Origin of the sequence: Bacillus basilensis (assembly GCF_050630465.1) — a bacterium.
In the GTDB taxonomy this organism is placed as follows: domain Bacteria; phylum Bacillota; class Bacilli; order Bacillales; family Bacillaceae_G; genus Bacillus_A; species Bacillus_A basilensis.
In genome coordinates this window covers 24,569-46,324 of sequence record NZ_JBNTQO010000011.1, presented here as the reverse complement: position 1 = coordinate 46,324, position 21,756 = coordinate 24,569, and the positions used below count along the sequence as shown (strand labels likewise).

At 38.4% G+C, this 21,756-nt stretch carries 24 protein-coding genes; 3 read left to right on the top strand and 21 right to left on the bottom strand.

Going from position 1 to position 21,756, the window contains the following annotated elements; translation table 11 throughout:
- The first annotated feature begins 301 nt into the window (after positions 1-301).
- Both ACQVV1_RS19520 and ACQVV1_RS19515 read left to right on the top strand, forming a co-directional pair.
- On the top strand, positions 302-688 hold the full coding sequence (locus ACQVV1_RS19520) for a DoxX family protein (RefSeq protein ID WP_000968618.1): 387 nt from the start codon (positions 302-304) through the stop codon (positions 686-688).
- A 159-nt stretch (positions 689-847) separates the two neighbouring features.
- On the top strand, positions 848-1,459 hold the full coding sequence (locus tag ACQVV1_RS19515) for a flavin reductase family protein (protein ID WP_000949041.1): 612 nt from the start codon (positions 848-850) through the stop codon (positions 1,457-1,459).
- 195 nt (positions 1,460-1,654) lie between these two features.
- Here the strand turns inward: ACQVV1_RS19515 and ACQVV1_RS19510 are convergent, their stop codons facing one another.
- The 15 genes from ACQVV1_RS19510 to spo0F all read right to left on the bottom strand — a co-directional run bounded on the left by ACQVV1_RS19510 (position 1,655) and on the right by spo0F (position 14,516).
- On the bottom strand, positions 1,655-1,933 hold the full coding sequence (locus ACQVV1_RS19510) for a DUF3935 domain-containing protein (RefSeq protein ID WP_063222519.1): 279 nt from the start codon (positions 1,931-1,933) through the stop codon (positions 1,655-1,657).
- Between the two features lie 84 nt (positions 1,934-2,017).
- A complete protein-coding gene (locus tag ACQVV1_RS19505) occupies positions 2,018-2,146 on the bottom strand; it encodes a hypothetical protein (protein ID WP_257148962.1) in 129 nt (42 codons plus the stop codon).
- Between the two features lie 19 nt (positions 2,147-2,165).
- Positions 2,166-2,714, bottom strand: a complete 549-nt coding sequence (locus tag ACQVV1_RS19500; protein WP_242254205.1) for a manganese efflux pump MntP — start codon at positions 2,712-2,714, stop codon at positions 2,166-2,168.
- Positions 2,715-2,788: 74 nt separating this feature from the next.
- Entirely contained in the window at positions 2,789-3,832 is a 1,044-nt protein-coding gene (locus tag ACQVV1_RS19495; protein WP_242254204.1) for an L-threonylcarbamoyladenylate synthase, read from the bottom strand.
- A 108-nt stretch (positions 3,833-3,940) separates the two neighbouring features.
- Positions 3,941-4,399 (bottom strand): GNAT family N-acetyltransferase, encoded by a 459-nt coding sequence (locus ACQVV1_RS19490; protein ID WP_000758435.1) that lies wholly within the window; start codon positions 4,397-4,399, stop codon positions 3,941-3,943.
- A 49-nt stretch (positions 4,400-4,448) separates the two neighbouring features.
- Positions 4,449-5,312, bottom strand: coding sequence for a stage II sporulation protein R (gene spoIIR, locus ACQVV1_RS19485; RefSeq protein ID WP_309259554.1), 864 nt, complete (start codon positions 5,310-5,312; stop codon positions 4,449-4,451).
- Between the two features lie 112 nt (positions 5,313-5,424).
- Entirely contained in the window at positions 5,425-6,276 is an 852-nt protein-coding gene (gene prmC / locus ACQVV1_RS19480) for a peptide chain release factor N(5)-glutamine methyltransferase (RefSeq protein ID WP_242254202.1), read from the bottom strand.
- Positions 6,276-7,343: a peptide chain release factor 1 gene (prfA, locus tag ACQVV1_RS19475; RefSeq protein WP_063222548.1), complete on the bottom strand. Its 1,068-nt coding sequence runs from the start codon at positions 7,341-7,343 to the stop codon at positions 6,276-6,278. The genes prmC and prfA overlap by 1 nt, the downstream gene beginning before the upstream one ends.
- Before the next feature lie 142 nt (positions 7,344-7,485).
- Positions 7,486-8,073, bottom strand: coding sequence for a thymidine kinase (locus ACQVV1_RS19470; protein WP_063222524.1), 588 nt, complete (start codon positions 8,071-8,073; stop codon positions 7,486-7,488).
- A gap of 108 nt (positions 8,074-8,181) precedes the next feature.
- On the bottom strand, positions 8,182-8,427 hold the full coding sequence (locus ACQVV1_RS19465; protein ID WP_060632964.1) for a type B 50S ribosomal protein L31: 246 nt from the start codon (positions 8,425-8,427) through the stop codon (positions 8,182-8,184).
- A 398-nt stretch (positions 8,428-8,825) separates the two neighbouring features.
- On the bottom strand, positions 8,826-10,097 hold the full coding sequence (rho, locus tag ACQVV1_RS19460; protein ID WP_001053903.1) for a transcription termination factor Rho: 1,272 nt from the start codon (positions 10,095-10,097) through the stop codon (positions 8,826-8,828).
- Positions 10,098-10,378: 281 nt separating this feature from the next.
- Entirely contained in the window at positions 10,379-11,344 is a 966-nt protein-coding gene (gene glpX / locus ACQVV1_RS19455; protein ID WP_063222525.1) for a class II fructose-bisphosphatase, read from the bottom strand.
- A gap of 116 nt (positions 11,345-11,460) precedes the next feature.
- A complete protein-coding gene (murA, locus tag ACQVV1_RS19450; RefSeq protein WP_000413263.1) occupies positions 11,461-12,750 on the bottom strand; it encodes a UDP-N-acetylglucosamine 1-carboxyvinyltransferase in 1,290 nt (429 codons plus the stop codon).
- Between the two features lie 329 nt (positions 12,751-13,079).
- Positions 13,080-13,937, bottom strand: a complete 858-nt coding sequence (locus tag ACQVV1_RS19445) for a class II fructose-bisphosphate aldolase (RefSeq protein WP_001131847.1) — start codon at positions 13,935-13,937, stop codon at positions 13,080-13,082.
- Positions 13,938-14,147: 210 nt separating this feature from the next.
- On the bottom strand, positions 14,148-14,516 hold the full coding sequence (gene spo0F / locus ACQVV1_RS19440; protein WP_000398594.1) for a sporulation initiation phosphotransferase Spo0F: 369 nt from the start codon (positions 14,514-14,516) through the stop codon (positions 14,148-14,150).
- Positions 14,517-14,717: 201 nt separating this feature from the next.
- Here spo0F and ACQVV1_RS19435 point away from each other — a divergent pair, with 201 nt between their 5' ends.
- Positions 14,718-15,242, top strand: a complete 525-nt coding sequence (locus ACQVV1_RS19435; RefSeq protein ID WP_063222526.1) for a DUF2529 domain-containing protein — start codon at positions 14,718-14,720, stop codon at positions 15,240-15,242.
- Between the two features lie 31 nt (positions 15,243-15,273).
- Here ACQVV1_RS19435 and pyrG read toward each other — a convergent pair whose 3' ends face one another.
- The 6 genes from pyrG to ACQVV1_RS19405 form a co-directional block, all read right to left on the bottom strand.
- Positions 15,274-16,881: a CTP synthase gene (gene pyrG / locus ACQVV1_RS19430; RefSeq protein WP_060632967.1), complete on the bottom strand. Its 1,608-nt coding sequence runs from the start codon at positions 16,879-16,881 to the stop codon at positions 15,274-15,276.
- A gap of 257 nt (positions 16,882-17,138) precedes the next feature.
- Positions 17,139-17,669 carry a DNA-directed RNA polymerase subunit delta gene (rpoE, locus tag ACQVV1_RS19425; RefSeq protein ID WP_242254201.1) on the bottom strand — a complete coding sequence of 177 codons (531 nt, stop codon included), beginning with the start codon at positions 17,667-17,669 and terminating at the stop codon, positions 17,139-17,141.
- Between the two features lie 153 nt (positions 17,670-17,822).
- Positions 17,823-18,452, bottom strand: coding sequence for a TetR/AcrR family transcriptional regulator (locus ACQVV1_RS19420; RefSeq protein ID WP_063222528.1), 630 nt, complete (start codon positions 18,450-18,452; stop codon positions 17,823-17,825).
- Positions 18,453-18,518: 66 nt separating this feature from the next.
- Complete coding sequence (gene acdA, locus ACQVV1_RS19415) at positions 18,519-19,658, bottom strand: acyl-CoA dehydrogenase AcdA (RefSeq protein ID WP_199678081.1); 1,140 nt, start codon at positions 19,656-19,658, stop codon at positions 18,519-18,521.
- Positions 19,659-19,679: 21 nt separating this feature from the next.
- Positions 19,680-20,810 carry an acyl-CoA dehydrogenase gene (locus ACQVV1_RS19410; RefSeq protein WP_242254199.1) on the bottom strand — a complete coding sequence of 377 codons (1,131 nt, stop codon included), beginning with the start codon at positions 20,808-20,810 and terminating at the stop codon, positions 19,680-19,682.
- A gap of 72 nt (positions 20,811-20,882) precedes the next feature.
- Positions 20,883-21,734 carry a 3-hydroxybutyryl-CoA dehydrogenase gene (locus ACQVV1_RS19405; RefSeq protein ID WP_275719173.1) on the bottom strand — a complete coding sequence of 284 codons (852 nt, stop codon included), beginning with the start codon at positions 21,732-21,734 and terminating at the stop codon, positions 20,883-20,885.
- Positions 21,735-21,756: the final 22 nt, after the last annotated feature.

Genomic DNA, 21,756 nt, shown 5'->3' with positions numbered 1-21,756 from the left:
TATTATACTATAAAAACGCTTTCGAAATAAATTACGTCATTACTAATAGACTCTTATTGTAGCTCTTTGCAAAATTCCAGTCAATTCTGATTGTCTGAATAACAATAAGAAAATTAACTTCTACTTATATTTTCTCTTTTTTTATCCAACTTGTCTAGAGGTCTTTACTACATTTTGTTTTTTGTTGTTAATTTGTAAAATTAATTTCAAACTTTTTTCGAAATCTACTTGACTAAAGTAAGTAACTATTTTATTATTACTTACATAAGGTAAGTTAATAACTTTTAGGAGGTTTTCAAAAATGATGGATTTCGGTCTTCTTATTATTCGTCTTATTATAGGTATTACATTCATGGGTCATGGTGCTCAAAAATTATTTGGTTGGTTCGGCGGTTACGGTTTAAAAGGAACAGGCGGCTGGATGGAATCAATCGGTTTACGCCCTGGTGTATTCATGGCATTTATGGCTGGCGCAACTGAATTATTAGGTGGTTTCTTATTCGCATCAGGTATTTTCACTGCAATTGGTTCATTATTTATCGTTGGAACAATGTTAATGGCAATCTTCACTGTTCACGGAAAAAATGGTTACTGGGTAACCCAAAACGGATATGAATACAACTTAATGTTAATCGCCGTTGCTATCGGGGTAGCTTTAATCGGACCTGGTGCATACGTTTTATTATAATTTTTATCTTGAACTCGAGATTATTTAGACGGAACTTACTTCATTGTGGTTGAAGTAAGTTCTTTTTATGTAATAAAAATATTATTTTCAGCAGGAGTTTTCCACTAAAATCTTGTAAACAAACAATAAGTCGTCATATTTAGAAAGGGGATTTCAAGCATGTTATCCATTAATCCAAATGAACAATCGGAAAAAGAGAATTACAAATTATTAACGGGAAGTATCATTCCACGCCCTGTCGCATTCGTTACTTCTGTAACAAAAGACGGCGTATTAAACGGAGCACCATATAGTTATTTCAATATTGTCGCTGCTAATCCACCACTTATCTCAGTTTCTGTACAACGAAAAGCTGGAGAAAGAAAGGACACTTCCCGAAACGCAATTGAAAAAGGGGAATTTGTCGTACATATCTCTGATGAATCATATGTAGCGGCAATTAACGAAACAGCAGCTAATCTCCCGCCAAATGAAAGTGAAATTGAACTAGCAAAACTAACACCAATTGAAAGTGATGTCATCTCCGTTCCAGGTGTAAAAGAAGCAAATATTCGAATGGAATGCGTACTAGAACGCGCAATTCCTCTTGGCGGAACAGAAGACTCACCGGCTTGCGATCTACTAATCGGACGCGTCGTTCGTTTCCACGTCGCAGAACACCTATACGAAAATGGACGCATTCATGCAGAAGGACTAAAACCAGTAAGCCGCCTAGCAGGACACAACTACGCAAAACTAGGCGAACAATTTGAATTGGTGAGGCCAGTTTAAAAGTGGACGCGGCTCGTTCAGAATCGCAGGGCACTTTAAGCTCTCGACCTTGAAGCGATTTTTACTTCGAGCGAGAGAGCGAAATGACCGGAGATTCTAGCCGCTGGAGCTGGATAATATCTAAAAGCGAAGACAACTCAATTACTTCCTTCACTTAAACATAAAAATCCCCTGCTAAATAGCAGGGGATTTTTTTCATTGTAATTCTTCCTTCTTCTCTTCTAAAGTAGGCACTTTCTCTTTTTTCGGTTTCCCAAGCTTAATAACTAAGAAATATAGGGCAAGCAATGTAATCAGAAAAACAATTAAAAACGGGTATGGAGAATAAAAAGCACGCGCTGCCTCCGTTTTTCCCGCCACAAACTTCAATGACTCAATATCTAAAAACTCAGCAAACATTTGTACACCGAGCATACTAAACCAAAAGACAAAGAAACTAATAATAATACCAAAAACTTGCTTCAATCTCGTCATTCATCTCATCCTTTCTATATGTGTAATTTTTTAGCGCAATCATTATAGTACAAACAAAACTATGCACAGAAAGGAACTATTTTACTATTCGCGAATTAACTTAATCCAACCTAAAATTGAAATTTGCAAAATAACACCCCAAATAATAAGCAGTCGTAACCATCTAGGAAAAAAAGTTACAAATTGAATGTACCATTCCAATAACTTTTTCATAGCGCCCTCCCCCTTAAAATTATATAGGAAAAAGGAGATATAATCCAAATCCAACCAGAATGATACCACCTACTATCTCACCGTATGTACCGAGCATATCTTTCGCATGCCTACCAATGAATAAACCAATCCACGCTAATAACATACTAACAAATCCAAAAAGTAATATCGTAATAATTGTCTGTGCTCCGTAGATACCAAGACTAAGCCCTACTGAAAAACTATCTATACTAACGCCAAATGCAAATACAAATAAGCTAATTCCAATAGGGGCCGTTCTAGTCTCTTCATTCTCCAATATAGAGGAATATACAATATAAAATCCTAGTCCAATTAATAAAATAGCACCTGCAAAATGTGCAATGTCTCCATACTTCTCTGATAAAAAACGACCTAATACCATCCCTATAAATGGCATGATAATATGAAATACCCCTATCGTCATACCGATATACAGGATTTGTCTTACCTTTAAGGTCATCATTCCCATACCAAGACTCACCGAGAATGCATCCATTCCTAAGGCGAATGCCATAATTATTAAAGGTATTAGCTGTTCAAACGTCATTCATGTCCCTCCTCGGACGTGCTACTTCAAAATATGCTTATCCGAGGAGAAATATTCTGTTTGCTAATCGTACCTTATGATTCAGTAATAATCTGATGTCCTGCCGCTTTTGTTAAGCGATTCATAATCGCATTTCCTATTCCTTCATCCGGGAATGATTCACTAAAAATAACATCCACATCACTTGCATCAAACGTTCTAAGTACATCATATAATTTAGTCGCAACGCTAGCTAAATCGCTTCGAACACCACAAGATAATACAACATCCGCGCTATATATATGCTGATACTCTTCTGTCGTTAATACGCCCACCTTGAATCCTTCTTCCTTCTTCTCATCCACAAGGTGCTGAATAAACTCACGTGACCCTTCAACAATACTAAGTGGCGCTTTCGGTGCATAATGTGTATATTTCATTCCGGGTGATTTCGGTTTTTCTTTCTCGTCCTTTAAAGCCGGATCTAAAGAAACCGTACCGATCACCGCTTCCAATTGTTCTTTCGTAATTCCACCTGGGCGTAATATCGTCGGAATAGTGCTTGTACAATCAATTACAGTCGATTCGACGCCAACTCCTGTTGCACCACCATCTACAATACCTGCGATTTTTTCATTTAAATCTTCATATACGTGAGACGCTAGCGTCGGACTTGGACGCCCAGAGCGATTCGCACTCGGTGCTGCAACAGGTACATTTGCCTCCTCAATGAGAGCAAGCGCTACTGGATGATCAGGCATTCTTACTCCAACTGTATTAAGTCCTGCCGTCACTTTCTCTGAAATTCCTTCTTTTCTAGGCAAAATAATTGTTAACGGGCCTGGCCAAAAATGCTCCATTAACTTCTCTGCAACTGGCGGAATTTCCTTCACAATCCCATCTAACTGAGATTTTGTACCGATGTGGACAATCAGTGGATTATCACTCGGTCTTCCTTTCGCTTCAAAAATTTTCGCGATTGCTTCATCATTCATCGCGTTTGCGCCTAATCCATATACCGTTTCTGTAGGGAAGGCAATTGCCTCGTTTTCCCTTAATAATTTTGCTGCTTCTTGTAACTGTGGATAATATTTTTTTCTTTCCACAACATTATCCACAACCCACATATTTGTATGCATTTTTTCCCACGTCCTTTTCTACCCTGAAATACTTGTCTATTTTTAGTTTACTATGAGATTTATCCAAAAGACAAACAAGGTTTATCCACAAAATGTGGATAAACCTAATTAATCCGTGGATAACTTTGTGAATAGCTGACAATTTAGTATTATTGCATTTGGCTCTTTTATATTTTTACAAAAGTGTTCTAACTGTCGAATTCCCTCTGGTACGTTTTCTTTCTCTATAGTAACAAAGTCAAAAAACTGAAAGATCGTTATAGATTGTGGATGATTTGTTAATAAGTACAATTGTCGAATGTTTTTTTCTTTCATATACTGCAAAAACATTTCAAAAAAATATAAGAAAGTCTGTTTATCCACATTAGGTGTGAATAAACAAGAACGAATAAGTGCGTTTTCTTCACTTTGTTCATATCCAATGACAGCCCGTATTTCTTCCGCCTCTTCCAAAATCATAAATTGCGCGTACAACTCATTTATTTTATCATCTTTTTTATTAGCTTGTCCGAAAAAAGAATGCAATCTTTCCACATCTGCTTTCGTAGCAAAATATACCTTCTTCATAGTAAATCCCTCCTCTTTTTTATATATGAGAAGGGATCTACTAATAGTACTATTTAGAGAATAAAGATGTAAAAGCCTCTACAATAAACAACTTAACTTCCGGCTTTTCTTCTTCCTCCTCTATTTTTACATACTCATTTTGTTTATCTTGTTTTTGTTCCACAGGTTTCTCCACTTTTTCCACAGTTTTTGTTTCCTCTTTACTTACAGATTGTTCTTCTACTTTCGTTTCATTTTTTACTACTTTCTTTTCAGAAGCTGTTACTTTTTTTGCGACTTCCTGCTTTACAACTTTCTTTTCTTTCACCTCATCCTCTTTTTTCTCTTCTGTATCTACTACTTCCTCATCTATTTGTTTTACCTGCTCCTCTTCAGGAGATTCAGCCTTCACAACATGTTCTTCTTTCCTTACAGCTGTACCACTTGAAAAATCTAAGAAACACATCGGCGGAAATAATACACACCACCAGTTCGCCCCTTCACCTTCTCCAATTGTAATCAATACCGCCTCATATTCCCCTGCTGGATAAATAAAATTCCCATATACCTTTGTAGGAAACTTTACATTCTTACTGAATTTCACTTGAAATGAATCTTTACTTCCTTCTTTTTTCAACGTATTGGCCACTGTTTTTTCGATTTCTGGAATATGACTTTGAATGACTTTACGCGCCTCTTCAAATGAAGTTAAATCCGCTACCCAACCATCAATTTGCGTTTTTACTTCATCACGCACTTTGCGCTTTAACGCCTGATCTTTATCTGAATCACTATTTGCTAAAATTCGTAATCGAACGGCCTCTTTCGGAATAACTGAAGGCCCTTTCGCATCAGCTTTCATATATCCAAACTGCACAAGCAACTGTGCACCAATTAATAATAGAAGAAGATAAGCAATAACTTGTTTTTTCATTTCCTCCACCGTCCCTTCTACAAACAGTGTGGACAGACTTTCATCTTTCTAAACTATTAAATTCAAAATCTATATGAATTTTTCCACAAAAAAATAGAGTAAGGTGTGAACCTTACTCCATCTCTGCAAATACCATACGGTCTTTTCCATTAATATCAAAAACAACCTCAACACGAGCATGTGGGAAAGCTTGTTGTAACAATGCCTTTACATCTTCCCCTTGCCCTATTCCGATTTCAAACGCCACAATTGCTTTCTTCTGCAGCACATTCGGCAATTCTTCCATAAAACGGCGATAAAAATCTAATCCATCTTCACCGCCAACAAGCGCTCTCTTTGGCTCATGCTCTTTCACAACAGGAGATAGACCACGCCAATCCTCTTCCGGTATATATGGAGGATTTGAAACGACAACATCTAACTTTTGACCTGTTTTATAAAACGGCGATAATAAATCACCGTGATAGAACGTTACTTCTGCATCCAAAGTTTTTGCATTTTCTTTTGCAACTTCAATCGACTCCTGCGCAATATCTACCGTATACACATGAAGATTTTTATTTTCTAAAGCAAGTGTAATCGAAATCGCTCCGCTACCTGTACCGATATCTGCTACATGTAGTTTCTCATCACCAAAATGGCGCTCGATTCTTTCTAATACTCCCACTATAAGCTCTTCTGTTTCCGGTCTTGGTATTAATACTTCTTCATTCACAAAGAACGATCGTCCATAAAACATTTCATAACCAATCATATATTGAATCGGAATACCTTCTACATGCTTGTGGATAAACTCTGTAAAACTCGTTTCTTGTTCCACAGTTATTTCTTCACGCATATTCATCAATAATCCTGTTCTGTTCACCTTTAATACATGACAAAGGACAATTTCTCCCGCATTTTCATCTCGTCCATTTTCCTGTAAAAAAGAAGAAGCCCATTTCAGGGCTTCATAGACACGCATTACTCAGCTGCCTCCATCTTTTGAGCCTGATCTTCCATCACTAAGGCATTGATGAAATCATCTAACTTACCTTGTAAGATTTGATCTAGCTTTTGAATCGTTAAACCGATTCGATGGTCTGTAACACGGTTTTGCGGGAAGTTATACGTACGAATACGCTCTGAACGATCACCCGTACCAACAGCTTGTTTACGGTTTTGATCATACTCAGCTTGTGCTTCTTGTCTAAACTTATCATAAACACGTGCGCGTAATACTTTCATCGCTTTTTCTTTATTCTTAATCTGTGATTTCTCATCCTGACATGATACAACTACACCAGTCGGTAAATGCGTTAAACGTACCGCTGACATCGTTGTATTAACGCTCTGTCCACCAGGTCCACTAGACGCGAATGTATCAACACGAACGTCTTTCTCATGAATGTCAATTTCTACTTCTTCTGCCTCTGGTAATACAGCTACAGTTGCTGTAGATGTATGAATACGTCCACCAGATTCCGTTTCAGGAACACGTTGTACACGGTGAGCACCATTCTCGAATTTCAGCTTCGCGAAAGCACCTTTACCGTTAATCATAAAGATAATCTCTTTATATCCACCTAATTCTGTATAGCTAGCCTCGATAATCTCCGTTTTCCAACCTTGCACCTCAGCATAGCGGCTATACATACGGTATAAGTCACCAGCAAATAAAGCGGCCTCGTCGCCACCAGCAGCTCCACGAACCTCAACGATAACGTTTTTATCATCATTAGGGTCTTTTGGAACAAGTAAAATTTTCAGACGCTCTGATAATGTTTTTTCTTGTGCTTCTAACTCAGAAACCTCTTCTTTTACCATGTCACGCATTTCTGCGTCTAACTTATCCTCTAACATTGCTTTTGCATCTTTTAATTGCTCACGAACATCTTTATACTCACGATACACCTCTACCGTATCTTGTATATCAGATTGTTCCTTTGAATACTCACGAAGCTTATTTGTATCGCTAATAATCTCTGGATCACTTAACAATTCATTTAACTTCTCATAACGATCTTCTACAGCTTGCAAACGATCTAACACATCATTCACCTCTACATCCTAGTATCTAATACAAATAGTATATGGTACTTACTCAAAAAAACGCAAATTATATTTAAAAGCGCAAGCGGCTTGACCACTCATTCTCTCTATTTTGAAAAAAACCCGCCCTACACAGCGAGTTTTACTTATCTTTGTTTGCAGGAACTGCATGACAATGACGACAACGTGGTTCATATGATTCTGAAGCCCCAACTAAAATAATCGGATCATCGAATGCCGCTGGCTCTCCATCAATTAATCGTTGTGTACGACTTGCTGGAGATCCACATACAGAACATACTGCTTGTAGTTTTGTTACATGTTCAGCAATCGCCATCAGCTGAGGAACTTGTCCAAATGGTAGACCACGGAAATCTTGGTCTAAACCAGCTACAATGACACGATAGCCACGATTTGCTAATACTTGCACCACTTCCACAATGTCCCCATCAAAAAATTGCACCTCATCGATTGCAATAACATCCAGCTCTTCTGTAATATGTTCAAATATATCCTTTGAAGCTGAAACAGGAACTGCTCTTACCTTTAATCCGTTATGTGATACAACATCTTCTTCACTATAACGATTATCAATACATGGTTTAAATACAATTGCATGTTGTTTTGCAAATTGCGTACGGCGCACACGACGGATTAGCTCTTCTGATTTGCCAGAAAACATACTACCGCAAATCACTTCAATCCAGCCATTTTGATTTATTAAGTACATGAAGCTCTCCTTTCATCTACTTTTTAGTTAAAAGTAGGGTAAAGGTATAATATTTTCGCAAAAAAAACAGACAAGCGAATACATACACTTGCCTGTTTTATGTTTTTATTACTTAATACCGTATTTCTTATTGAAGCGGTCAACGCGTCCATCTGCAGTAGCAAATTTCTGACGTCCAGTGTAGAATGGGTGAGAATCAGAACTGATCTCAACTTTTAGTAATGGATAAGTGTTACCATCTTCCCACTCAACAGTCTCGTTAGATCCTTTAGTAGATCCGCTTAAGAATTTGAAGCCTGTGTTTGTGTCCATGAATACAACTTTCTTGTAATCTGGGTGAATTCCTGCTTTCATTCTTTTCATCTCCTTCCGCCCTGAATCATTTTCGAAACAGAGTTTTTCATCTTCAGCTGCATACACAACTATATTGATGAAACACATATGATGAAATTATAACAAGGCTAACTTCATTTTGCAACTACCTGTTTTTGTCTTTTTAATTTTAAAAGCGCAAGCGGCTCGTTCAGAATGGGAGGGGGATGGAGCTTCTGACGTAGAGGCGCTTTTTGCCTCATAGGAAGACGCGAAGCCACCGACCATTCTAGCCGCTGGAGCTGGATATTAACTTAAAGTGGAGGCAGCTCATCCGGCGATAATCAACTAATATTCTTCCACTCATATCTCTTTAACATCACCTAAAAAACATAAAAAACTCGCTTATCACAAAATAAGCGAGTCCCAATCTTTTCCCTTTACTTAGTTGTTACATATCTTTTCGAATCTGCAACAATGTTTTGTAAAAATTCTTCATTTGTTTTTGTTTGACGAAGTTTACGTAAGAAACTTTCAACAAAGTCTGGTGTATCACGCATTGTTTTACGAATACCCCACAGCTTGTCTAAATGTTCTTTCGGAATTAATAGATCTTCTTTACGTGTACCAGAACGACGAATATCAATTGCCGGGAAGATACGACGCTCAGCTAATGAACGATCTAAGTGAAGTTCCATATTTCCAGTTCCTTTAAATTCTTCGTAAATTACATCGTCCATACGAGACCCTGTATCAACAAGCGCTGTTGCTAAAATAGTTAAGCTACCGCCTTCTTCAATATTACGCGCAGCTCCGAAGAAGCGCTTCGGTCTATGGAAGGCAGCTGGGTCGATACCACCCGATAATGTTCTACCACTTGGCGGAATAACAAGGTTGTAAGCTCGCGCTAAACGGGTAATACTATCCATTAAAATGATAACATCTTTTTTGTGCTCTACAAGACGCATTGCACGTTCTAACACAAGTTCCGCTACTTTAATATGATTTTCTGGTACTTCATCAAAAGTAGAACTTACAACATCTCCTTTAACAGAACGTTCAATGTCTGTTACTTCCTCTGGACGCTCATCAATTAAAAGTACAATTAATTCAGCTTCCGGATGATTTGTTGTAACACTGTGTGCGATTTCTTTTAATAGACTTGTTTTACCAGCCTTTGGAGGCGCGACAATTAAACCACGTTGTCCAAATCCAACTGGTGCGATTAAATCCATGATGCGTGTCGGTAACTTTTTCGGTTCCGTTTCCAACTTCATTTGGCGATCTGGGTATAATGGTGTTAATGCAGGGAAATGCACACGCTCTTTTGCTGAATCTGGATCATCTCCGTTTACAGCTTCAACTTGTAATAACCCAAAATAGCGTTCATTTTCTTTCGGAGGTCGTACTTTACCAGAAACTTTGTCTCCATTACGTAAATCGAAACGACGAATTTGCGAAGCTGAGATATAAATATCTTCTGAGCTTGGAGAATAGTTGATAGGACGTAGGAATCCAAATCCTTCTGATTGAATAATTTCTAATACGCCTTCCATAAAGAAGAAACCTTCTTTTTCTGCTCGAGCTTTCAAAATAGAAAAAATTAACTCTTTTTTCGTTAATTTGCTATAATACGAAATCTTAAATTCTTTCGCAAGCTCGTATAACTCTTTTAATTTCATGTTTTCTAATGCTGCAATTGACAAATTCATTCAGACACCACACTTTAACGTTATTCTCTTTTCACATGGGTAAAGGGAAAAAATACGGAAGGCAAATAATTAATAATGAAAGGCAATAAGTTCAAGTAGGGTAATATTCACTATTGTAACCCTTTTATCTAGTTTTAATCAATACGTTGGAACACAAATACAAGAAGCGAAGACAAGAAAGTTTGTCTTCGCTTTTTATATTTCTTACTTTTTTCTACTCACCCTATTTTAAATGGCGATAAATAGGCCATTTATGATTATGAACGAGCCGCTTCCACCCTTTATTTAATAACCAAGTTCGGTTTTTTATTCAAGCTATGACGTCCATCTACGAAGCGTACTGTGCCTGATTTTGCACGCATAACAAGAGATTGTGTTGTTCCTACGCTACCTTTAAATTGAACGCCGCGTAATAGTTCTCCGTCTGTTACGCCTGTTGCTGCAAAGATTGCATCGTCACCTTTTACTAAGTCCTCCATGCGAAGGATACGGTTGATGTCTTCTATACCCATCTTTTTGCAACGCTCCAATTCAGCGTCGTTTTGTGGTAATAGTTTTCCGTGAATCTCGCCGCCTAAACATTTTAATGCAACTGCTGCTAATACACCCTCAGGCGCACCACCAGAACCGAATAAAATATCTACACCTGTACGATCGAATGCAGTATTAATTGCACCTGCTACGTCTCCATCATTAATCAATTTAATACGAGCACCAGCTTTACGAATTTCTTCAATAATCGCTTGATGACGTGGACGGTTTAAAACTGTCGCTACAACATCTTCAATATCTTTATTCTTCGCTTTCGCAACTGCACGTAGGTTATCAATAATAGGCGCATCAATATCGACTGCTCCAACCGCTTCTGGGCCAACCGCGATTTTATCCATGTACATGTCAGGAGCATGTAACAAATTACCGTGATCTGCAATTGCAATAACAGCAAGAGCATTCCATCCACCAGCTGCCACAATATTTGTCCCTTCTAAAGGATCAACTGCAACGTCTACACGTGGACCATATCCTGTACCTAATTTTTCTCCGATATATAGCATTGGTGCTTCATCCATTTCACCTTCACCAATTACAACTGTACCTTTCATCGGAATTGTATCAAATACATCACGCATAGCTGATGTTGCTGCACCGTCTGCTTCATCCTTTTTCCCGCGTCCCATCCAACGCGCTGATGATAAAGCTGCAGCCTCTGTTACACGTACTAACTCCATAGATAAACTTCTTTCCACAATAATCCCTCTCCTTTAAGTCTTTATATTTATGCCGTATTTTGTGAACCGTGTTTTTCTATAAAGTGTACTTCCGCAAGTAGTGATGCTTCGCTTCCCCCTTGCGGAAGTATCACTTATGCGTTCTTCATCTCTTCAATTTCTTGCTTTGTCATTTGTTCTCGCCAAATGTTTGCGCCAAGCCCTTTAAGCTTGTCTACTATATTTTCATAGCCTCGATCGATATGCTCAAGTCCGGTTACTTCTGTAATTCCATCCGCCATTAACCCTGCAATAACAAGAGCCGCTCCAGCTCGTAAATCACTTGCTTTCACTTTTGCACCTTGCAATAAAACAGGACCAGTTACAATTGCCGAACGACCTTCTACTTTAATTTGTGCATTCATACGACGTAATTCATCAATGTGTTTAAAGCGCGCGCCGTAAATCGTATCCGTTACAACACCCGTTCCATGCGCCTTTGTTAAAAGTGTTGTAAATGGTTGTTGTAAGTCTGTTGGGAAACCTGGATATACAAGCGTTTTTATATCAACTACTTTTAACCTTCTATTACCGTTCACTGTAATTTGGTCATCGTTCGTTTCAACCTGGACACCAGCTTCTCTTAACTTTGCCGTAACTGACTCTAAATGCTGAGGAATAACATTATCAACTGTCACTTCTCCTCCTGACGCAGCACCTAAAATCATATACGTACCCGCTTCAATACGATCTGGAATGATCGTATGATGACAACCATGCAGTGAATCCACACCATCAATTCGGATTACATCTGTACCAGCACCTTTAATACGTGCACCCATACTTGTTAACAATGTAGCTACATCAATAATTTCTGGTTCTTTTGCTGCGTTTTCAATAACAGTTCTACCTTTCGCGCGCACAGCTGCTAGCATAATATTAATCGTAGCTCCTACACTAACAACATCTAAATAAATACGTGCACCGCGTAGTTCATCTGCTCTTAAATAGATAGCACCTTGTTCGTTTGTAACATGTGCACCTAACGCTTCAAACCCTTTAATGTGCTGATCAATTGGCCTCGGTCCTAAATGACATCCACCCGGAAGCCCAATAACAGCTTTTTTAAAACGGCCAAGCATCGCACCCATTAAATAATAAGAAGCACGCAATTTTTTCACTTTTCCGTTTGGTAAAGGCATTGCAACCATGTTAGAAGGATCGACTACCATCTCTTCCTCCTGTCCATAAGTTACTCTTCCTCCAATTTCCTCTAGTAAGTCTCCTAACATTTTCACGTCCGAAATATTAGGAACACCACCAATAGTTACTGGAGTATCTGCTAAAATTGTCGCTGGAATTAGTGCAACGGCGCTGTTCTTTGCACCACTCACGCGAATTGTTCCATTTAAAGCTCTTCCGCCTTCAATTAGCAATTTTTCCATATTGAGCTCCCTTCTTGTGAATGTATTTACTTTCTATATTTTTATAGAAAGCTCCCCTTAAGAATCTCAATTACTTTTCCATCCCAAAACTCAATAAATAGGAAACCATTATCTTCATTTCTCCTGTAGTACGAATAGATAAAGATTAACTATTCATCGAATTCACTTTATCAATTTAGATACGTTATCACATTTATTAATAGGACTATGCTCATTATTTTCTATTTCAAAAAAAAATGATAAAATCTTTAGACTTGTTCACGCTTTCATTATACAACGAAAGGAAACCGTCTAAAAGACTAGACGGTTTCCAAAACGGAATTTTATTCTTACGCTTTACCGTTAGAACCGAACTCACGCATTTTACCAGCAACAGTTGCTTTAATAGCGTCGCGGCCAGGTCCAATAAATTTACGAGGATCGTAAACTTCTTGGTCTTTGTTTAATACTTCACGAACAGCTTTTGTAAACTCGATTTGGTTCTCAGTGTTTACGTTAATTTTTGAAGTACCTAAAGAGATAGCTTTTACGATATCAGCAGTTGGGATACCAGTACCACCGTGTAATACTAAAGGTACGCCAGTGAAGTCACGAACTTGTTCCATTTCAGCGAATCCTAAGTTAGGCTCACCTTTGTAAGGACCGTGTACAGAACCTAAAGCTGGAGCTAGGCAATCGATACCTGTTGCTTCAACAAGGTGCTTACACTCTGCAGGATCAGCGTAAATTACGCCTTCAGCGATTACGTCGTCTTCTTGTCCGCCAACTGTTCCAAGCTCAGCTTCAACAGATACGTTACGAGCGTGTGCGTATTCTACTACTTTTTTAGTAGTTTCAACGTTTTCTTCGAATGGGTGGTGAGAAGCGTCGATCATTACAGATGTGAAACCTGCATCGATTGCTTCTTTACATTTTTCGAAGCTTGAACCATGGTCAAGGTGAATCGCTACAGGAACAGAGATGTTCATTTCTTCGATTAAAGCTTTAACCATAGCTACAACTGTTTTGAAACCAGTCATATGACGAGCTGCACCCTCAGATACACCTAGGATTACAGGAGATTTTTCTTCTTCCGCAGCAGCTAAGATAGCTTGAGTCCACTCTAAGTTGTTCATGTTGAATTGACCAACTGCGTATTTTCCTTCTAGTGCTTTGTTTAGCATTTCTTTCATAGAAACTAAAGGCATGGTGAATCCTCCTAAAAAACGTTTTTTGTATCCGATAAGTTCTTATCGCTGGTAGTATGACCAGAATAAGGTAAAATATGTATATCTACATACCGGACTTTTTTCTACACTCAATAGGATAACAACTTGTACTCAAAAACTCAACCGTATTCACCTGCACAATAGTCCATGTAAACGCTTTTTTCCATATTTTTTATAAAAAATTCATTTTTATGCCTCTACAGCGAGCTCATTTCTCACCGCTTGACGAATTTCATCAATATCAAATGGTTTAGCAAAATGCATTAAAGCACCTAAATCTTTTGCTTCTTGGATCATATCAAGCTCTCCATAAGCAGTCATTAAAATCACTTTAATACTTTCATCAATTTCTTTTACATGCTTTAAAATCTCTATACCATCCATACCTGGAATTTTCATATCTAACACTACTAAATCCGGATTATCTTTTTTCACGATATCTAAAGCTTGAAATCCATTCGCTGCTTGGAATGTCTGATAACCTTCTTTTTGGAACACTTCATGTAATAACACACGAATGCCATATTGATCATCAACGATTAAAATTTTCCCTTCCATAACTCCCAACCTTTCTGTGTAAATACAAGATTTAAAGCTTCTTATATCTTAACGATTAATTTTCGCTATTCTTTGGCAAATTCCTTCCTATTCTTTCTTATTTTACCGTTTCCTATTTTGTTATGCCACCCTTCGATTTCACCTTTCTAAAAAAATAAACTATAATGAAAGCCGGTAAACACGTACGAAGGGAGTAACATTATGTTAAAAATTTTTTCAACCCAATTAAGTGGTTATTTCTCCAGAGTTTCTCAAAAAGAGGAAATGAATATAGAGGATAGCGCCCGTCTACTTGCTCAAGCATTAGTTGGCGAAGGTTTCATTTATTTACATGGTACAAATGAAATGGAGGGCGTTGTTGCTGAAGCACTATTCGGTGCTGAACCAATGAAGCAAGCAAAACGATTATATGAAGATGGTAAAGAAGTAGAAGTAACTTCTGCAGATCGTGTACTTCTTATCAGCCGTTTTTCAACAGATGAAGAAGTTGTAGCAATAGCCAAAAAACTTCAAGCCAATGGACACTCTATTGTCGGCATCTCTGCTATTCAAGAAGGTACTGAATCGCTAGAGCAATATACAGATGTACATATTGATACAAAGTTGTTAAAAGGTCTTATTCCAGACGATGAAGGTAATCGCTACGGATTCCCAAGCTTAATGATAGCTTTATTTGCATATCACGGAATCAAATTTACAATTGATGAAATGTTAAATGAATATTAAAAAAAGCGCCCTATTTCAGGCGCTTTTTTTATTACTTGCTCTCTTTATTCGTAATAGAAGCTCTTACGAAGTCATGGAACAATGGTTGTGGACGGTTTGGACGAGAAACTAGTTCTGGGTGGAACTGTGCTGCCACGAACCAAGGGTGATCTTTTAATTCAATGATTTCAACTAGACGACCGTCTGGGCTTGTACCAGAGAATACAAATCCTTCTTTTTCCATATCCGGACGGAATTGATTGTTGAACTCATAACGATGACGATGACGCTCATATACAACCGGCTCATTGTAAGCATTGTATGCATTTGTTTCTTCAGCAAGCTTACATGGATATAGACCAAGACGAAGTGTACCACCTAAGTCTTCTACATCTTTTTGTTCTGGTAATAAGTCGATGATTGCATACGGAGTATCAGGATTAATCTCAGAAGAGTTAGCTCCTTCTAATCCTAATACGTTACGTGCGAATTCAATTGATGCAAGTTGCATACCTAAGCAAATTCCTAAGAATGGAACTTTGTTTTCACGAGCATATTGAATTGCAACGATTTTACCTTCTACACCACGATCTCCGAAGCCACCTGGTACAAGGATACCATCTGTGTCTCCTACTAATTCTTGTACGTTCTCTGCTGTTACGTGCTCAGCGTTTACCCATTTCACTTCTACATCTGTATCGAAAGAGTAACCTGCATGACGAAGTGCTTCTACAACAGAAATGTATGCATCTTGAAGCTCTACGTATTTACCAACAAGAGCGATTTTTGTTTTCTTAGAAAGGTTACGTACTTTATCAACTAGCGCAGTCCACTCTGTCATATCTGCAGCTGGATTGTCTAATTTCAAGTGATCGCAAACGATTTGGTCCATGTTTTGTTCTTGAAGAGATAATGGAACCGCATATAAAGTATCTGCATCGCGAGCTTCGATAACTGCTTTTGTATCGATGTCACAGAATAATGCAAGCTTGTCTTTCATATCTTGAGAAACAGGCAGTTCTGTACGAACAACGATAATGTTTGGTTGAATACCTAAGCTACGAAGTTCTTTAACACTATGTTGTGTTGGTTTTGTTTTCATTTCACCCGCTGCTTTTAAATACGGGATTAACGTACAGTGAATGTACATTACATTGTCACGACCAATGTCGCTCTTAATTTGACGAATTGCTTCTAAGAATGGTAGAGACTCGATATCACCAACAGTTCCACCGATTTCTGTAATAACAACATCCGCGTTTGTTTCGCGACCAGAACGGTATACGCGTTCTTTAATTTCGTTAGTAATGTGAGGAATAACTTGAACTGTTCCTCCTAGGTATTCACCACGACGCTCTTTTTGAAGAACTGAAGAGTAAATTTTACCTGTTGTTACATTGCTGTATTTGTTTAAGTTGATGTCGATGAAACGCTCATAGTGACCAAGGTCTAAGTCAGTTTCTGCACCATCATCTGTTACGAATACCTCACCGTGTTGGTATGGGCTCATAGTCCCTGGGTCTACGTTAATGTATGGATCAAACTTTTGAATAGTTACGTTTAAACCACGATTTTTTAAAAGTCTTCCAAGAGATGCTGCTGTAATACCTTTTCCTAGAGACGATACTACACCGCCTGTTACAAAAATATACTTAGTCATGAAAAAGCTCCCTTCTATTTTGCTGTTATATAATCACCGTTGCAAAGCGCAACGTATGTAGATAACACTGTATCCATCTTATTGTTAGACTCTTTTTATATTCTAAACAAAAAACAAAAAAGAAAATTGCTCCCCTCATCACATAAAGTAATAAGTAGGGAGCAATTTTCTTTTATATTTACACTTTAAAAGTATTATCGTCCTTTTTTAAAGAGCCCAAAAATGATTCTACATGGACGATAATGAAAAGTCAAGAACTACAGCTCTTCCTCTTCTTCTTCTTCAGTTTCATCATACTCAAGTTCTTCTTCAGCGAAGTCTTCGTCATCATCTTCATCTAAATCATCAAGATCATCGTCGTCTCCGTCTTCTTCTTCAAGAACCTTGTCCAAATCTTCTACATCATCATCTTCGTCTACATTTCCGTCTGCATCGTCGAAGTCTTCTTCTTCAATGTAGTCGTCAAAACCGTCTTCTTCAACTTTACGTTTCTTCTTCGGTTTTGGTTGAGGCAAGATTTCTTCATCAATTTGCTCATATGGGTACCAGCTGCGTAGCCCCCAACGATTTTCTCCTAAATTAATGAAACGTCCATCGATGTTTAAGTCTGTATAAAATTGTGCGAGTTTCGCATTAACTTGCTCTTGAGATAGTCCCAGCACTTGAGCGATTTCTTGAACCAACTCGTTGAATGTCGTTGCTTGTCTTTTATCCCCTAAAACGCTATGTACAACTTCAATCATTGAACATTCTTTTAGCTCTTCTGGTGAATATTGCTTAAAATTCACTTATGCGGCACTTCCTTTCTTCAAATATAACCTTATATATAACGGTCTGCTTAAAAAAATCCATACTATTCATTATAAACAAAAGTCGCACAAATATGCTACAAAAAAAACGGGAAACTTTATATAGCAATAAAATTATAATTTATCCATTCCTTATTTCGGAAGCATATGGGCCCCTTGCAGCACATACCTAATTTGCATTTCTGTATATTCTTCGAGCGTATATAGTTTTTGCAGCGCCCAACGTCTAAATCCCCACATCTGTCCTTGTATAAAAATATTATGTGCAAGAAGCTGTATTTCTTTTTCATCTAATGTAAATGTTCCATTTTCCGTACACTGTTCTAAAATATTCTCGAACATTCCTACCATTTGAAACTCCTTTTCTAATACGTACGGGAGTGATTCTTTCGGTAAAAAGCGTACCTCTTGATACATTATTAATACTTCTTCCTGCAATTCGTCCATCACTTTAAAGTAATTCGTTATTGCTACCTTTAGACTTTCTATACTCCCTTTCTCTGTACAAACTACTTCCTCTAACCTTTCTTTTACATGTTCATAAATGCTATCACAAACCAAATACAAAACATCATCTTTTGTGCGAATGTACTCATAAAGTGTTCCGATACTAAACCCAGCTGCCTTTGCAATCTCTCTCGTTGTTGTACGCGGGAATCCCTTTTGCTTAAACAATTGCACCGCACCTTTAATCATTTGTTCACGCCTTAACGCGACTAATTTCTCATCTTTCACGGACGCATGTACATTATGTTTAACCATCCCCTTCACCTCTCTCTATTATTTTTTGGAAGGAAAAAGCGTAGGAAAATACCTACGCCTTTGCTCCTACTTCGTTAACATACGAGAAATTACGAGCCTTTGAATTTCTTGTGTTCCTTCATATATTTGTGTAATCTTTGCATCTCGCATATAACGCTCTACTGGATAATCTTTCGTATAACCGTAACCACCAAATACTTGCACTGCTTCAGTCGTCACCTTCATTGCTGCATCGCCTGCAAATACTTTTGACATCGCTGACTCTTTCCCGTACGGAAGCCCTTCCGACTCAAGCCAAGCTGCTTGGTATGTTAGAAGACGCGCCGCCTCCACATCCGTTGCCATATCTGCAAGTTTAAAGCCAATTCCTTGCTGCGCCGCAATTGGTTTCCCAAACTGATGACGCTCTCTTGCATATTCTACGGAAGCATCTAAAGCACCTTGTGCAATACCAACCGCTTGCGCTGCAATACCGTTACGGCCACCATCTAATGTTTGCATCGCTATCTTAAACCCTTGTCCTTCTTCCCCTAGTAAATTCTCTATAGGAATACGGCAATCTTCGAACATAATTTCAGTTGTTGGTGAAGAGCGAATCCCTAACTTACTTTCCTTCTTCCCAACTGAAAATCCTGGTGTATCACTTTCCACAATAAACGCGCTCGTGCCACGCTGCTTCGATTCAGGATCAGTTAACGCAAAAACAACATAAATATCAGCAATGCCGCCATTTGTAATAAATATTTTCGATCCATTTAAAATGTAATGATCTCCATCTCTTTTTGCTGTTGTCTTCATCCCACCAGCATCCGATCCAGAACTTGGTTCCGTTAAGCCGTATGCGCCAATTTTCTTCCCTTCAGCCATCGGTCGCAAAAACTTTTGCTTTTGCTCTTCCGTTCCAAATTTAAAAATCGGCCATCCAGCAAGTGAAGTATGCGCAGACAGTGTTACACCTGTCGAAGCACAAACGCGAGATAATTCTTCAATAGCAATTACGTACGCTAAGTAATCGCTTCCAATTCCACCATACTCTTCAGGCCACGGAATACCCGTCAAGCCAAGCTCTGCCATTTGATCAAATAACGCTCGATCAAATCTCTCTTCTTCATCACGCTCAGCTGCTGTCGGTGCTACTTCGTTCTTAGCAAAATCCCGAACCATTTTTCGGATCATTTCATGTTCTTCGGATAGTTTAAAATGCATTCCCGTCTCCCCCTCGTTCTTCTATAAAGCTCGACTAATAACAAGTTTTTGTATCTCACTCGTTCCCTCATATATTTGCGTGATTTTCGCATCACGGAAAAATCTTTCTACTGGGTAATCTTTCGTATAACCGTAACCACCAAATACTTGCACCGCTTCAATCGCAACTTCAACGGCTGTTTTAGAAGCGAATAATTTCGCAATAGATGCTTCTTTACCGCATGGCAATCCTTGTGCTCTTAGCGATGCTGCTCTATATACGAGTAATCGCGATGCTTCTACACTAGTTGCCATATCTGCAAGTTTGAATCCGATTCCTTGCTGCGCCGCAATTGGCTTTCCGAATTGCTCACGTTCTTTTGCATAATCAATTGCACATGCAAGCGCCGCTTCAGCGATTCCTAAAGCCTGTGCACCAATTCCAATTCGTCCAACATCTAAATTCGCCATCGCTACCTTAAATCCTTGTCCTTCTTCACCAAGTAAATTCTCAGCCGGCACTATCATATCCTCGAACGTAAGCTGTACTGTGCGAGAACCGAAAAGTCCCATTTTATGCTCATCTTTGCCGATAATTAAGCCTGGTGTATCTTTCTCTACTATGAATGCAGAAATCCCACTCTTTCCTGCCTCAGGATTTGTAGAAGCAAATACAATATATGTACTTGCTTCACCGCCATTTGTAATGAACACTTTCGATCCATTAATAATGTAATGATCGCCTTTCTTTACAGCTCTTGATTTCAAACTTCCTGCATCTGATCCTGCATTTGGTTCTGTTAATGCAAATGCACCTAAATATTCACCAGTCGCAAGCTTAGAAACATATTTCTGCTTCTGTTCTTCTGTTCCAAAATATAAAATCGGATTCATTCCAACTGACGTATGTACAGCTAAAATTACACCTACCGTTGCACTTACCTTTGAAATTTCTTCAATTGCTAAAATATACGAAATAAAATCCATTTCTGCGCCGCCGTATTTTGCAGGCGCTGGAATTCCCATTAATCCAAGCTCACCCATCTTCTGCAAAATCTCTTTTGGGAACACCCCTTGTTCCATACTAGGAACAAAAGGTGCAATTTCCTTCTGTGCAAAATCTCGAACCATTTTCCTCATCATTTGCTGTTCTTCATTAAAACGAAAGTTCATATATTCCGCCTCCATTTGCTATATATCCTTTAAATAATTTGGTAAGACCACTATTTTGTAACAAAGGGGGATTTATTCGTAAACGTAGAAACCACGACCTGTTTTACGTCCTAACCATCCTGCGTTTACGTACTTACGTAGTAATGGACATGGGCGATATTTACTATCACCTAAGCCTTCATGCAACACTTCCATAATGTATAAACATGTATCTAAACCGATAAAATCAGCGAGCGTTAAAGGACCCATCGGGTGATTCATACCGAGTTTCATCACTTCATCAATCGCTTCTTTCGTCGCTACACCTTCATATAGCGTATAGATTGCTTCGTTAATCATCGGTAATAAAATACGGTTCGATACAAACCCTGGGAAATCATTTACTTCAACTGGTACTTTCCCAATTTTCTTCGTAATATCTTCAATCGTTTCATATACGGCATCATCTGTAGCCAAACCACGAATAATTTCAACAAGCTTCATAACTGGAACAGGATTCATAAAGTGCATACCGATTACCTTTTCCGGACGTTTCGTTACTGCTGCAATTTCTGTAATTGGCAGAGATGACGTATTTGTCGCTAAAATTGCGTGTTCTGGAGCAATTTCATCTAAATTCGCAAAGATTTTCTTTTTAATATCCATTTTCTCAACAGCTGCTTCAATAATAAGATCCGCTTCCTTCACACAATCTAAATCAAGCGTTACTGTAAGACGATTTAATGTCGCTTCCTTCTCTTCTTCCTTCATGCGTCCCTTTTCTACTTGGCGCGCTAAGTTTTTCGTAATGATAGTCAATCCTCTATCTAATTGCTCTTGTTTTAAATCTTGTACCTTCACATCATATCCTGCCATTGCACATACTTGCGCGATTCCCGATCCCATTTGTCCCGCACCAATTACAACAATTTTTTGTACACTCATTTCTTCTTCCCCCTTAATTTTT